At 58.4% G+C, this 12,351-nt stretch carries 13 protein-coding genes; all 13 read left to right on the top strand.

Annotated features, from left to right (window positions below):
- Positions 1 to 76 precede the first annotated feature (76 nt).
- Positions 77 to 613: a hypothetical protein gene (locus ACRQFC_RS00675; protein WP_284904295.1), complete on the top strand. Its 537-nt coding sequence runs from the start codon at positions 77 to 79 to the stop codon at positions 611 to 613.
- Complete coding sequence (locus tag ACRQFC_RS00670; RefSeq protein WP_284904293.1) at positions 597 to 1,397, top strand: Fic family protein; 801 nt, start codon at positions 597 to 599, stop codon at positions 1,395 to 1,397. The genes ACRQFC_RS00675 and ACRQFC_RS00670 overlap by 17 nt, the downstream gene beginning before the upstream one ends.
- 137 nt (positions 1,398 to 1,534) lie before the next feature.
- Positions 1,535 to 4,162, top strand: a complete 2,628-nt coding sequence (gene clpB, locus ACRQFC_RS00665; RefSeq protein ID WP_284904291.1) for an ATP-dependent chaperone ClpB — start codon at positions 1,535 to 1,537, stop codon at positions 4,160 to 4,162.
- A gap of 281 nt (positions 4,163 to 4,443) precedes the next feature.
- Positions 4,444 to 4,761 carry a hypothetical protein gene (locus ACRQFC_RS00660; protein WP_087069963.1) on the top strand — a complete coding sequence of 106 codons (318 nt, stop codon included), beginning with the start codon at positions 4,444 to 4,446 and terminating at the stop codon, positions 4,759 to 4,761.
- 77 nt (positions 4,762 to 4,838) lie between these two features.
- Positions 4,839 to 5,546, top strand: a complete 708-nt coding sequence (locus ACRQFC_RS00655; protein ID WP_435713466.1) for a hypothetical protein — start codon at positions 4,839 to 4,841, stop codon at positions 5,544 to 5,546.
- Between the two features lie 23 nt (positions 5,547 to 5,569).
- Positions 5,570 to 6,295, top strand: coding sequence for a hypothetical protein (locus ACRQFC_RS00650; protein WP_435713465.1), 726 nt, complete (start codon positions 5,570 to 5,572; stop codon positions 6,293 to 6,295).
- A gap of 10 nt (positions 6,296 to 6,305) precedes the next feature.
- Positions 6,306 to 7,031: a hypothetical protein gene (locus tag ACRQFC_RS00645; protein WP_087069961.1), complete on the top strand. Its 726-nt coding sequence runs from the start codon at positions 6,306 to 6,308 to the stop codon at positions 7,029 to 7,031.
- 9 nt (positions 7,032 to 7,040) lie between these two features.
- Positions 7,041 to 7,766: a hypothetical protein gene (locus tag ACRQFC_RS00640; protein WP_435713464.1), complete on the top strand. Its 726-nt coding sequence runs from the start codon at positions 7,041 to 7,043 to the stop codon at positions 7,764 to 7,766.
- Positions 7,767 to 7,789: 23 nt separating this feature from the next.
- On the top strand, positions 7,790 to 8,515 hold the full coding sequence (locus ACRQFC_RS00635) for a hypothetical protein (protein WP_284904289.1): 726 nt from the start codon (positions 7,790 to 7,792) through the stop codon (positions 8,513 to 8,515).
- 58 nt (positions 8,516 to 8,573) lie between these two features.
- Positions 8,574 to 9,827, top strand: a complete 1,254-nt coding sequence (locus ACRQFC_RS00630) for a peptidoglycan-binding domain-containing protein (RefSeq protein WP_284904287.1) — start codon at positions 8,574 to 8,576, stop codon at positions 9,825 to 9,827.
- A complete protein-coding gene (locus ACRQFC_RS00625) occupies positions 9,827 to 10,474 on the top strand; it encodes an ABC transporter ATP-binding protein (protein WP_016441826.1) in 648 nt (215 codons plus the stop codon). The genes ACRQFC_RS00630 and ACRQFC_RS00625 overlap by 1 nt, the downstream gene beginning before the upstream one ends.
- The gene (locus ACRQFC_RS00620) at positions 10,471 to 11,559 is read left to right on the top strand and encodes an FtsX-like permease family protein (RefSeq protein ID WP_284904286.1); all 1,089 of its coding nucleotides are present in this window, start codon (positions 10,471 to 10,473) and stop codon (positions 11,557 to 11,559) included. Before ACRQFC_RS00625 ends, ACRQFC_RS00620 begins: the two co-directional genes overlap by 4 nt.
- 23 nt (positions 11,560 to 11,582) lie before the next feature.
- Positions 11,583 to 12,323: an FMN-binding negative transcriptional regulator gene (locus ACRQFC_RS00615; RefSeq protein WP_284904284.1), complete on the top strand. Its 741-nt coding sequence runs from the start codon at positions 11,583 to 11,585 to the stop codon at positions 12,321 to 12,323.
- The last annotated feature ends 28 nt before the right edge of the window (positions 12,324 to 12,351 follow it).

The raw sequence follows: 12,351 nt of genomic DNA, 5'->3' as shown, positions 1-12,351 counted from the left end.
TCGGGTGCGCCCCGCGGGGCGGCTCCGCGCGGCCCCGCAATATGCGACGCGGCACGCGGCCGCTAGGATAGCGGGTATGGAGCCGAACGCAGCAGTACGTCTTTTCTCTCGCGCAATCGAGGGGCGCCTGACCGCCACCGATGAGGGCGAGCTGGCTCGGCTGGAGGAAACCGGGCGCGTCCATGATCGCGCGTCGTTGCTGGCCGCGTGTGGGCCGGCCGCGCCGCTGCGGGAACGGGGCGGGCAACTGCTCTACAGCGATAAAACCGGCAAAGATTTATTGCGCAACCTCGCGCTCATCACAAAAACTTATTGGATTTCTGGGGCTCTTGCGCTGTCGGCGAGCCTGGATCACGCGGTGAGCGGCACACCTATTTTTTATATTCCGCAAGCCGATATTGATCGTCTGGATAAAACGGCTGCCACCTGGGGCGGCATGCAGCCCCTGTGGGTGCTCCCGATTGACGAGGATGTGAGCGCGGGAGCGCAGTGGATCGATTTCTTCAAACATTACGTGGGGGTCGGGCGCGCGGTTGTAGATACGTACGCGGTTGGTGACGTTCCTGCGGCGCTCACCTGGATTAAGGAAAAAGAAGATGATGTCGCGGTATAGCCTCGGGTCGCGGCAGTATCACGGGTACGACGACGCAGCTACCGGGCGGCCGGCCTCTGTAGGCGATGGCATTGGCGCTTTTCTGTTGCCCGCTCCTGCCGCACCCGCGATTGCACCCCGCACGCCAGAAAAAGCGGTTGAGCGCTTCGCCTTTCTTACCTCGGGGCACGTGTGGTCCATGGCCACGCTGGAAGGTAAAACTATGACCCTCCCTGAGGTTGTGACCCTGATCGAAGAACGCCCGCTACCCGGCCACAAGCGCAGCGATGAGGATGTGGCGGCGATGGTTTCCGCCCATGAGTTGGTCGCAAATCTAGTGCGGGCAGGTTTGTTCCGGATGGATGAGGACACCCAGAACCGCATCCATCGCACCCTCACCTACCACTCTCTCATTGATTCCGGCGTATTTCGGGGAGAAGGTGCGGTCCGCGGGCAGCACGGGAATGTGGACGTGGCGGGTACGCACTACCAAGCACCCCAGGATCCGGCTGCGCTGCACGCGATTTTCACGGCTTCGCTGGCGCGCCTGGATGAGAGCGATCCGCTGCGGAGCGCGGTGCAATTTTTCGCTACCTCCACGCTGGCACAGTATTACTTTGATGGTAATAAGCGCACCGCGCGGCTCATGGCTTCCGGGTATCTCATGACCCACGGATACGATGCCATAGCTATTCCGGCAGCGTATTTCGAGGAATTCCAGGATGCGCTGCGCGAGCTTTTCTTGAATCGGGATATTGCTCCGATTGCGGAGTTGATCTATCGCGGCGCCCAAGAATTAGGGTAGCGCGCGTTTCAGTGGCTTGGTACCCGCAACTGCTACATCTTCTAACTTGAGTGGAATAGACTCAAGAAAGCTTGCGTTGCTATGAGTGGATCGGCGAAGTGGTGAACAGGTAGCCGCCGCCGATGTAAGGAGTTGTCATGGATAAACTAACAACGAAGTCGCAGGAAGCTTTGGCGCAGGCCATTCGCACGGCGACGGATGCGGGCAATCCCCAGGTGGAGCCGGTGCATCTTCTCAGCGCGCTGCTCGCCCAGGAAGGCGGAATTGCTCTTGCCCTGCTCGAAGCGGTGGGGGCTAATCGGGTGGAGATCGCGGAGCGAGTATCCGGGGCGCTGGCTTCGTTGCCGCGTTCGGCGGGGGATTCGGTGCAAAATCCCGGGGCGTCGCGCCCGCTCTCGCGGGTGATTTCGGAGGCCGGCAAGGAAGCAACCAGTTTGGGTGATGCCTATATTTCTACCGAGCATCTCCTCATGGCGATTGCGGCTTCGCAGTCCCAGGCGGGGGAGATCCTCCGGAACGCCGGTGCCTCGCATGAGGCGCTGCGTGCTACCCTGCCGCGCGTGCGCACCTCGAAGGTGGATAGCGCGGATCCGGAAGGCACATTCCAGGCACTGGAGAAATACGGTCAGGATCTCACCGCGATGGCTCGGGAAGGGAAAATGGATCCGGTGATCGGCCGCGATAGCGAAATCCGCCGCGTGGTCCAGGTCCTTTCCCGGCGTACCAAGAATAATCCGGTGCTCATCGGGGAACCGGGTGTTGGGAAAACCGCCGTTGTGGAGGGGCTGGCGCAGCGCATGGTCAATGGCGATGTGCCGGAATCTTTGCGCGGTAAGCGGCTCATCCAATTGGATGTGGCTGCAATGGTGGCCGGTGCAAAATACCGCGGTGAATTCGAGGAACGCTTCAAGGCTGTCCTGAATGAAATCAGAGAGGCAGCGGGTGAAATCGTTACCTTTATTGATGAGATCCATACCATCGTGGGGGCCGGTGGCGGTTCCGAAGGCGCCATGGATGCCGGAAATATGCTCAAGCCGATGCTCGCGCGCGGGGAATTGCGGTTGATCGGTGCTACCACCTTGGATGAGTACCGCGAAAATATTGAGAAGGACCCGGCTTTGGAGCGCCGTTTCCAGCAGATTTTCGTGGGTGAACCCTCGGTGGAAGATACCATCACAATTTTGCGTGGCATCGCCCCGAAATACGAAGCGCACCATAAAGTAACAATTACGGACGGTGCTCTTGTTGCCGCGGCGCAGCTCTCGAATCGGTATATTACCGGCCGTCAGCTTCCCGATAAGGCCATTGATCTTATTGACGAAGCGGCCTCCCGCCTGCGCATGGAATTGGATTCTTCCCCGGAGGAAATCGATGTTTTGCAGCGCCAGGTGGATCGCCTCACCATGGAGGAGTCCTATCTTTCTGAAACTCAGGACGACGACGCAGCTACCGCCGACCGCCTAGAAACCATCCGTGCGGAATTGGCGGATCGCAAAGAAGAATTAGCTGCCCTGACCGCTCGGTGGGAAAATGAGAAGGCCGGGCGTAACCGGGTGGGTGATTTGCGGGTCAAGCTTGATGAGTTGCGCACCGAGTTTGAGTTAGCGGTTCGCGAGGGCCGGTATGAGGATGCCGGGCGGCTCCAAAACGGTGATATTCCTGATGTAGAACGCCAGATTGCCGCGGCGGAAGCGGCCGAAGCGGATGGCCAGGCTCGCGATCATGAACCGATGATTGCTGAGCGGGTGGATTCTGAGGAAGTTGCCGAAGTGGTGGCGGCCTGGACGGGCGTGCCGGTGGGTAAACTCATGCAGGGCGAAACGGAGAAACTCCTCCATATGGAGGAGGAAATCGGGCATCGCCTTATTGGCCAGCAGGATGCGGTGCGGGCGGTTTCTGATGCGGTGCGCCGTTCGCGCGCCGGCGTGCAGGATCCGAACCGGCCCGATGGTTCCTTCCTCTTCCTCGGGCCTACGGGTGTGGGGAAAACGGAGTTGGCGAAGTCGCTGGCGGACTTTATGTTCGACGACGAGCGCGCCATGGTGCGTATCGATATGTCGGAGTACGCCGAAAAGCACTCGGTTTCGCGGCTGGTCGGGGCACCTCCGGGATACGTGGGCTATGAGGAAGGCGGCCAGCTCACCGAAGCGGTGCGGCGGCGGCCTTACTCGGTGATTCTGCTTGACGAAGTGGAAAAGGCCCACCCGGATGTGTTCGATATTCTGCTCCAGGTTTTGGACGACGGGCGCCTCACGGACGGCCAGGGCCGCACCGTGGACTTCCGCAATACCCTCCTTATTCTGACCTCGAATTTGGGTTCTCAGGCTTTGGCTGATCCCACGATGGATGCGGCGGCCCAATATGACACGGTCATGGCGGCGGTGCGTGCGCACTTCAAGCCGGAGTTCCTCAACCGCTTGGATGACGTGATTGTTTTCCATCCGCTGAGCATGGAGGAAATCGGCAAGATTGTGGATCTGCAAATCACGCAGTTGGAGCAACGGCTGGGTGAGCGGCGGATGCATCTGGATGTGAGTCCGGCGGCGCGCGATTACCTGACGATGGATGGATACGATCCGGCTTACGGGGCTCGCCCGCTACGTCGGCTTATCCAGCGGGAGATCGGTGACCAGCTGGCCCGCATGATCCTCGCAGGTGACGCTCATGACGGGGATACCATCCGGGTGGATACCCGGGAAAATGCCACGGCCAGTGGTGGGACTTCGGGCCGTAGCTATGCCCTGCGGCTCAGCACTGAATCCTAATAACTAAATTGCCCTATCTACGTCCGGGGTGTGCCGACGCGGCACACCCCGGACGTTCGTTTCCGTGAAGCGTGTTAGTCGCAACGCTATTGAGCGCGATATTGCGACAGGTGTGCCGTTAAATGCGATGCCGGTGCACGCGATGTGGTTGCCGAAATTAAGTGGCACCAAGGTATTGACAGATGGTTAAGACGTCCTTTAGCGTAGCGTTAACGGCGCTTATCCGAGCGTCGTTAAGGGTCACAAGTCCCAACCGTTCAACGATGAACAGGAGGCAGATCATGAAGACTATCCGAAAAGTAGGTGCTGCATTCGCAGCAACACTGCTATCAATCGTGGCGTTTATGCCATCAGCCAGTGCTATCCAGGTGGGTGGCTACAAGAAATGTAACTTCAACCAGGCTCATGTTGGCGTATATGCGCAACAGCAGACGTATGAATTGATGACGATTGCGGTGCGTGGGGAGACGCTTTATTCTCGGAGCGATAGATTGAGGGCCAGCGTCGTTTCGCGTTATTTCGATGGGAACTGGAGGGCCTCGGCGGAAGAACTACTTCGTGCGCCTACCCATGCTACCTGTACCCCGATTGACTGGTAGATGGTTCTGAATCCTGTAGTGGGTGGCGGGGGAGGTCCCCTCGCCACCCACTCGATTTAGCGGGGGAGGGAAGCTCAATGAAGAGATTTTTTCTTTGTTTAGTGGTTGCTGTGGTGATCCCGATTAGCGGCTGCACAGGTGAAGGCTCCGGAGGAGCCGAAAATGCTCAAACATCGGCTTCCTCCGAATGGGATCCGAAGTCTTGGAAGTCTGATATAGAGATTTCTCCTAAGTTTACAAGTGAGGAAGATAAGCTAGCTTTCCGGAAACGCTGGCTGGAGCGTAATACTCGGACGATGGGTGTGGTGGATCCACCTGATATTGCTTTAGTTGAGTGGATGGATTCTCCGCATGCGGCCGATGAAAAGCAGGCGGAATGTTTGCGGAGTAAAGGGTTTTCCGCTGAGGTTGCTCCGCAAGGGGGAATCATGTATGACCCTCCGATCCCTGAATCGCAGCAGGAGGCTTTCGGTATGGCTCTCTATGAGTGCCATTCGATGTACTTCCTTAACCCAGAGTTTCTTGCGAATTTGACAGAGGATCAGTTACGGGTGCAGTGGGATTACTGGGATGAATACTATATTCCCTGCCTGGCGGCACATGGATTTACCGTTGATACTTCCGAGCGTCCGGGGCGGGAAACCTATGTTGCTAAGTTCCATACTGATCCGGAGCATCGCTGGTGGCCGGATAATCACGGTGAGCTTTCTTTCCGAATCACGCCGGAAGTTATGAAGGTGTGTCCGGAAACGCCACCAATTACAGAGTTTTACGGGATCGATTGATGCGTAGCGGATAGAGGTGTCGCATGAAGCATAGGATTGTACCGGTCTTCAGTTCGCTACTCATGGCAGTGGGTGGTTGCGCCCAGGCTGGTTCTGATTCGGGAAGTACCGGCGAAACTGGAAGTAAAACAGCTGTAACTTCAGCATCCGAGTGGGATCCAAATAGTTGGAAGGCGAAGATAAAGATTTCGCCGCGTTACAAGACGGAAGAGGAGAAACTCGCTTTCCGTGCGCAATGGTTGAAACGTGATGCGGAATTTTTGGAATTGGAGACTCCGCCGGATGTTCCGCTTGTGGAATGGCAAGGGTCTCTGGAATTGATGGATAATAAGAATGCCGAATGCTTCAAGGAAAGAGGTTTTAGCGCTCATGCGATACCGCAGGGCGGAGTTATTTTTAACCCAGCTATTCCGGAGTCTCAATATGAGGCGTATAAAATTGCTGCGTACGAGTGCCAAGCGATGTATTTTCCTAATCCGGAATTTCTTACTGACTGGTCGGAAGATCAATTGCGAGTGATATGGGATTACTGGGACGAGTACTATATTCCCTGCTTGGCGGCGCACGGGTTTACCGTCGATACTTCCGAGCGGCCTGCCCGAGAAACATATGTTGCAACATTTCACACTGATGCCGTAAACCGATGGTTCCCCAGCAACGACGGAGCTCTCCTGACCCAGATTCCACCTGAGGTATGGAAAAAGTGCCCTAATATCCCTCCAGAATCAGAGCTTTACGGCTTGGAATGAGGCGTGAGAGATGAGAAACAGGATTCTATGTACCTTAAGTTCCTTATTTATTGCGGTGGGTGGTTGTGCAAGCGGTAATTCTGACTCGGGAAGCGCCGGCGAAACTGGAAGTGAAACAGCTGTAGCTTCACCGTCCGAATGGGATCCGAATACCTGGAAAGCGAAAATCAAGATTTCGCCGCGCTATCACACGGAGGAAGAGAAACTAGCATTCCGCGCGCAGTGGCTGAAACGTAATGCAGAATATTCTGGGATTGAAGCTCCTCCGGATGTCGCTCTTGTTGAATGGCAAAACTCTGTGGAATTGATGGATACCAAGCACGCCGAATGTTACAGAGAAAAGGGTTTTAGTGCCTATGTGCCACCTCAGGGCGGAGTCGCTTTTGACCCGGGTATTCCAGAATCGCAAGAAGAGGCGTACGACCTTGCCTGGTACGAGTGTTATGCGAAGTATTTTCCGAATCCGGAATTTCTCACCAATTGGTCAGAAGATCAATTGAGGGTGATATGGGATTACTGGGATGAGTATTACATTCCTTGTTTGGCCGCGCATGGATTCAAAGTAGATACTTCCAAGCGCCCGGTTCGGGAAACCTATGCCACGACGTTTTACAGTGATGCTGAGCATCGTTGGTGGCCAAACAATGGAGGATCTCTTGAATTCGAAATCCCTCCAGAGGTGTTAAAGGTTTGTCCGGAGATTCCTCCAGCTTCCCAGTTTTATGGCGTGGAATGAGGTACGGCCATGAAACATAAGATTGGATCTACTCTCTGGTTTGTCCTTACAGTGCTGACTGGCTGTGCTGCTGGCGGTTCTGATTCCGGAACTGCTGGCAATGCTGACAGTGAATTGGCAGCGTCCGCTGCATCTGAATGGGATCCGGATTCTTGGAAAACTGATATAGAGATTTCTCCTAAGTTTACAAGTGAGGAAGAGAAGTTAGCTTTCCGGAAACGCTGGCTGGAGCGTAATGCCGAGACGATCGGAGTTATGAACCCACCTGATATTGCTTTAGTTGAGTGGATGGATTCTCCGCGCGCGGACAATGAAAAGAATGCGGAGTGTTTGCGGAGTAAAGGGTTCTCCGCTGAGGTTCCCCCGCAGGGGGGAATTCTGTTTGATCCTCCGATCCCTGAATCGCAGCAGGAGGCTTTAGGTATGGCAGCCTATGAATGTAAATCGATGTACTTCCTTAACCCAGAGTTTCTTGCGAATTTGACAGAGGATCAGTTGCGGATGCAGTGGGATTACTGGGATGAATACTATATCCCCTGCCTTGCGGCACATGGCTTCACAGTTGATACTTCCGAGCGTCCGGGGCGGGAAGCTTACGCGACGACGTTTTACTCTGATGCTGAGCATCGGTGGTGGCCGGATAATAAGGGTGAGCTTTCTTTCCGAATCACGCCGGAAGTTATGAAGGTGTGCCCGGAAACGCCGCCAATTACAGAGTTTTATGGGATTGACTGATCTGCTGGCGATAGGGGTGTTGCATGAAGCATAGAGTTCTACCGGTTTTTAGTTCGTTACTCATAGTGGTGGGCGGTTGCGCCGCGGGTGGTTCCGATCCTGGAAGTGCCGGTGCAACCAGTCACGGCACCGCTGCGGCTTCAGCATCCGAATGGGATCCGAATACCTGGAAAGCGAAGATTAAAATCTCGCCGCGCTATCACACGGAGGAAGAGAAACTCGCATTCCGCGCGCAGTGGCTGAAACGTGATGCGGAGTTTTTGGAAATTGAGGATCCGCCGGATGTTCCGCTCGTGGAGTGGCAAGAATCATTGGAACAGTCGAATATCAAAATGGCTGAGTGTTTGACCGGCAAGGGTTTTGGATCCCATGTCAATCCCAAAGGTGGGGTCGCTTCCAATGGGAGTATTCCAGAATCGCAAGAGGCGGCATATAACTTGGCTAGTTACGAATGCTATGCGATGTATTTCCTCAATCCAGAATTTCTTACCGACTGGTCGGAGGATCAATTGCGGGTGGTCTGGGACTACTGGGATGAATACTATATTCCATGCCTCGCCGCGCATGGTTATAAGGTTGATACCTCCAAACGTCCCGCTCGGGAAACTTATGTTGCTAAGTTCCATACCGATCCGGAGCACCGCTGGTGGCCTAATAATGGGGGATCTCTTGAATTCCAGATCCCCGTGGAAGTGTGGAAAGTTTGCCCCAGTGACCCTCCTGCCACAGAGCTCTATGGCATAAAATAACCCCATGATGTTTACCATTCACGTGTGATCGCGTGGCTACCACGAAAGGCGTGCTGCCATGAACAAGAAAATAATTCAGATCCTCGCAGGTGTGATAACACTCCTCCTCGTGGCGGCACTGGCATTCTGGGCGGGCCGCACCACCCTGAAACCCCCGGAGCGGATCACCCAAACGGGAGCGGAGACAATGACCGTCACCGTAACCGAGCAAAATATTGGCCGCACCCTCACACTCTCCACTACGGTAGAACGCGCGGCACAACCAGTTGCCGTGAACCAGCTCAACGGCACCATCACCTCCGTTGCCGCGGACGGAGAATTCCACGCTGGCGACACCCTCTACACCGTCGGAAATACCGAGGTAATCGCGGCAGAAGGTTCCACCCCCTTCTGGCGGCCCCTCGCCGAAGGAACCGAAGGTGAGGATGTCTCCCAATACCAGCGGCTCCTCGCCACCCTCGGTTATTCACAAACCGTGGCAGATGGGAAATTTGGCCCCGCCACCACCGCGGCAACGAAAGCGTGGCAAAAAGCGCGCGGGCAGGAACAGAGCGGCGTCGTCGGCCTGGGAGAACTTGTGGCAGTGCCGCAACTACCAGCTGCGCTCACCCTGGACCGCAGTATTGCATGGCCCGGTGCGGCCCTGAACGGAAGTGAAAATATTATTAACTCGGTGTCAGGAACGCCCAGTTTTTATATGGAAATCACGCGCGAACAGCAAGCCATGATTCAGCCGGGAATGGGTATTCGCGTCAAGCTGGGTGAACAGCCCCTCATCGGTATTACCGGTGAGCCGGAGGAAACAGAAGGGGGCCAGGTCAAGGTCCCTGTTACCGCGGAAGATGGCGGGCTGCTGTGCGGCACTCGGTGCGGGGAATTGCCGGCCAGCCAAAAAGCCTATCTACTTACCGATATTGAGATTGTGCCCGCGGTGACCGGGCCTACCGTGCCGGTCTCCGCGCTTTCTACGATGCCGGATGGGACCGTGAGCGTGAGGGTCGTGGGGGAGGCCGCGCCCCGCACCGTCACGGTTCAGACTGTGGCCGGCGGCCTGGCGGTAGTTGAGGGAGTGCGGGCTGGGGAAAGCGTGTATGCGTTGGCCGACGCGAAGAAGGCCGGCGCGCCCGGTGGGTCCGGCGCGCCTAGCGGCTCCGGAGCGCCCGGCGGTTCCGGCGCGGATACAGGTTCCCGCGAAGGCTCAGGAACCGGCCCCGGTGCAGATTCAGGCACGGGCACTAGCGAAGGCTCAGAAACCGGCCCCGGCGCAGATGCAGAAACCGAAGCCACCCCGAGTCCGGAAAGCACGAAGTAATGGACGCGCCCGGCATCGCCACCCGTGAGCTGCGCTTCCGCTACCGGAAAGGCGCCGAAGAACTCTTCGACGGCCTCACCCACGTTTTCGCCCCCGCCGCCATTACCGCGGTGACCGGGGCCTCGGGGCGCGGCAAATCCACCCTGCTCTACCTCCTCGGGCTCACCCTCACGCCCAGCTCCGGGCAGGTCCTTATCGACGGCGCCGCAGCCAGCGAGCTCACCGACCGGGAACGCTCGCGCCTGCGCGCCCGCCGCATCGGCTTCGTTTTTCAAGATTCCGAACTTGACCCCACCCGCCCCGTTCTCGATTCCGTGATGGAACCCGGGCTTTACGCGGGACATTCGCTGGCAGCCACCCGCACCCGCGCCCGCGAACTCCTGGCCGGCCTGGGCCTGGAACACCGCGCCGACCACCGGCCCGGGCAAATCTCCGGCGGGCAGGCCCAGCGGGTGGCGGTCTGCCGCGCCCTCGTCAATTCCCCCACCTTTATCCTGGCCGACGAACCAACCGGAAACCTCGACCCGGATAATGCCAACCTCGTGCTCGGCGCCCTGCGCGAAGCCGCGGAATCCGGATGCAGTGTCATTATTGCCACCCACGATCCCACGGTGGTCAATGCGGCAGATGAGGTGGTGCGGCTATGAAATTCGCTGTTCTGCTACGCGAAGGCGCGAAAAATGCGCGCGGGGCCCTGGTCACCACCATCCTGGTGGCCCTGGTGCTCGGAGTGATGTGCGCGGCGTCGCTCGTGACGGTGGGCCGCCAGGCCGCCACCGAAGCCGAGCTGCACCGCCAGCTCACCGGCCCGCAAGCCCGCCAGCTCACCCTCATCGATCAACAAAACGCTGGGCTGCTCCCCGAAGCATTCCTGGAAACCCTGCACGGCACCTCCGGGGTGGCCGGGGTAGTGGGATACCGGAGCACGGTGGACGTGGTCAATGGGCCGCTCGGCCCGGCCTCCCAGCTGTTCGCCCTGGTGGAAACCGGTGGCGACATCTCCAAAATAATTACATTAACAGCCGGGCGTTATCCCGGTCCGGGAGAAGCCATCGTGCCCGAAGCCATGCTGCCGCAGCTGCGCCTGGCCTTCCCCAGCGGGTACGTGGAATCGCGCGGCGGGCGGCAGTGGGCCGTGGTCGGCTCCTTCACCCCCAGCGGCGGATTCGAGGACCTCGATAATTACCTCCTGGCCGGGGGCGGCTCGGGCGCCTACGTGCGGGTGACCGCACTGGCCAACGACGCCGAAAATATTGCCGCGGTCACCGATGTTGCCCTCGCGGCCCTCGGGGATTTCGACCCCGCCAAACTCATTATCCGCAGCTCCGTCAGCCAGGCGAAACAGGGCGTGGCCGTGACCGGGCAGGTCGCGGGCATGGGCCGCGCGCTCCTCATCCTCATTCTCGGGGTGGGGGCGCTCTTTATCGCCGCGGTGGTGCTGGCCGACGTGCTTATCCGCCGCCGCGACCTGGGCCGGCGCCGCACCCTCGGTATCACCCGCGGCGGGCTGGTGGCCTTGGTAATCGCGCGCATTGCCTACCCGGCCGTGGGCGGCACCGCGCTGGGCATCGCCGCGGCCTGGGGTTATTGCCGGCTGAGCGGCAATCCGGTTGCCCTCGATTTCTCGGTGGCGGTGGGGGTGCTCGCGGTGCTCGTGGCGCTGCTCGCCTGCATTCCCCCGGCGATTTTCGCGGCCTACCGTGACCCGGTGGAGGTCATGCGCACGCCGTAGCCGCGCGCATTACACTGGCTGTCATGTACGTGGCGAGTCGTTTTGCGTTGGAACCGGAACGCGCGGTGGAACTAGCTGCCCAAATCGGGGTGGGAGAATTAATAACGGCCGGCCCGCGCGGCCTGGACGCCACCCTCCTTCCTTTTAATATTAAGTACGACGACGCCGGCACTCTCCACCTCCACAGCCATATGGCACGTATTAATCCCCAGGCGGGTGATAGCGGACCCTGCCTCATGGTGGTCACCGGCCCGAATACCTATATATCACCCTCCGATATGCCACCCGGCCCGGCAGATGCGCCGTTGGCCCGGGTTCCCACCTGGAATTACCTCACCGTGCACCTGCGCGGCGAGCTCACTATCCACGAGGACCCCGCCTGGCTCATCCCCACCCTGCGGGAATTAGTAGACGCCCACGAAATTGCCCACCACGGAGGTACCTGGCGCCCCGATACCCACGCGCGGCCTGACCAGCTGCGCCGCATGCTGCGCGCCATCGTGGGCGTGGATATTAAAGTCACGGAGATTATTGGCAAGGCCAAGCTATCCCAGAACTTATCCACGGAAGAGATTGCCGCCACCGCCGCCAGCTTGCGGCGTCGTCGTGAAAATAATGCCGCCACACAGATAGCCGAGCTGATGGAAAACCTGGCCATCCCCACCGCCGCGGCGCGCGAAGAAGCCGTGGAACGGGCGAAACACGGCCCCTGGGCCGCCCGCGCCGGCACGGAAACCGCAGAGAAGCGCACCGAAACCGAATAGCGGCGCGCGGAACGCGAAGAGAATTGCA

Origin of the sequence: Actinotignum inguinis (assembly GCF_051265835.1) — a bacterium.
In the GTDB taxonomy this organism is placed as follows: domain Bacteria; phylum Actinomycetota; class Actinomycetes; order Actinomycetales; family Actinomycetaceae; genus Actinotignum; species Actinotignum timonense.
Note: the sequence above shows the minus strand (reverse complement) of the source record. Positions and strands in the feature narration are given on the sequence as shown.

Excerpts from the sequence above, each read along its gene's own strand:
- ACRQFC_RS00635 (WP_284904289.1), top strand. The coding sequence starts at position 7,790 with ATGAAGCATAGAGTTCTACCGGTTTTTAGTTCGTTACTCATAGTGGTG.
- ACRQFC_RS00670 (WP_284904293.1), top strand. The coding sequence starts at position 597 with ATGATGTCGCGGTATAGCCTCGGGTCGCGGCAGTATCACGGGTACGAC.
- ACRQFC_RS00630 (WP_284904287.1), top strand. The coding sequence starts at position 8,574 with ATGAACAAGAAAATAATTCAGATCCTCGCAGGTGTGATAACACTCCTC.
- ACRQFC_RS00655 (WP_435713466.1), top strand. The coding sequence starts at position 4,839 with ATGAAGAGATTTTTTCTTTGTTTAGTGGTTGCTGTGGTGATCCCGATT.
- ACRQFC_RS00660 (WP_087069963.1), top strand. The coding sequence starts at position 4,444 with ATGAAGACTATCCGAAAAGTAGGTGCTGCATTCGCAGCAACACTGCTA.
- ACRQFC_RS00615 (WP_284904284.1), top strand. The coding sequence starts at position 11,583 with ATGTACGTGGCGAGTCGTTTTGCGTTGGAACCGGAACGCGCGGTGGAA.
- ACRQFC_RS00625 (WP_016441826.1), top strand. The coding sequence starts at position 9,827 with ATGGACGCGCCCGGCATCGCCACCCGTGAGCTGCGCTTCCGCTACCGG.
- clpB (WP_284904291.1), top strand. The coding sequence starts at position 1,535 with ATGGATAAACTAACAACGAAGTCGCAGGAAGCTTTGGCGCAGGCCATT.
- ACRQFC_RS00645 (WP_087069961.1), top strand. The coding sequence starts at position 6,306 with ATGAGAAACAGGATTCTATGTACCTTAAGTTCCTTATTTATTGCGGTG.
- ACRQFC_RS00650 (WP_435713465.1), top strand. The coding sequence starts at position 5,570 with ATGAAGCATAGGATTGTACCGGTCTTCAGTTCGCTACTCATGGCAGTG.
- ACRQFC_RS00620 (WP_284904286.1), top strand. The coding sequence starts at position 10,471 with ATGAAATTCGCTGTTCTGCTACGCGAAGGCGCGAAAAATGCGCGCGGG.
- ACRQFC_RS00675 (WP_284904295.1), top strand. The coding sequence starts at position 77 with ATGGAGCCGAACGCAGCAGTACGTCTTTTCTCTCGCGCAATCGAGGGG.
- ACRQFC_RS00640 (WP_435713464.1), top strand. The coding sequence starts at position 7,041 with ATGAAACATAAGATTGGATCTACTCTCTGGTTTGTCCTTACAGTGCTG.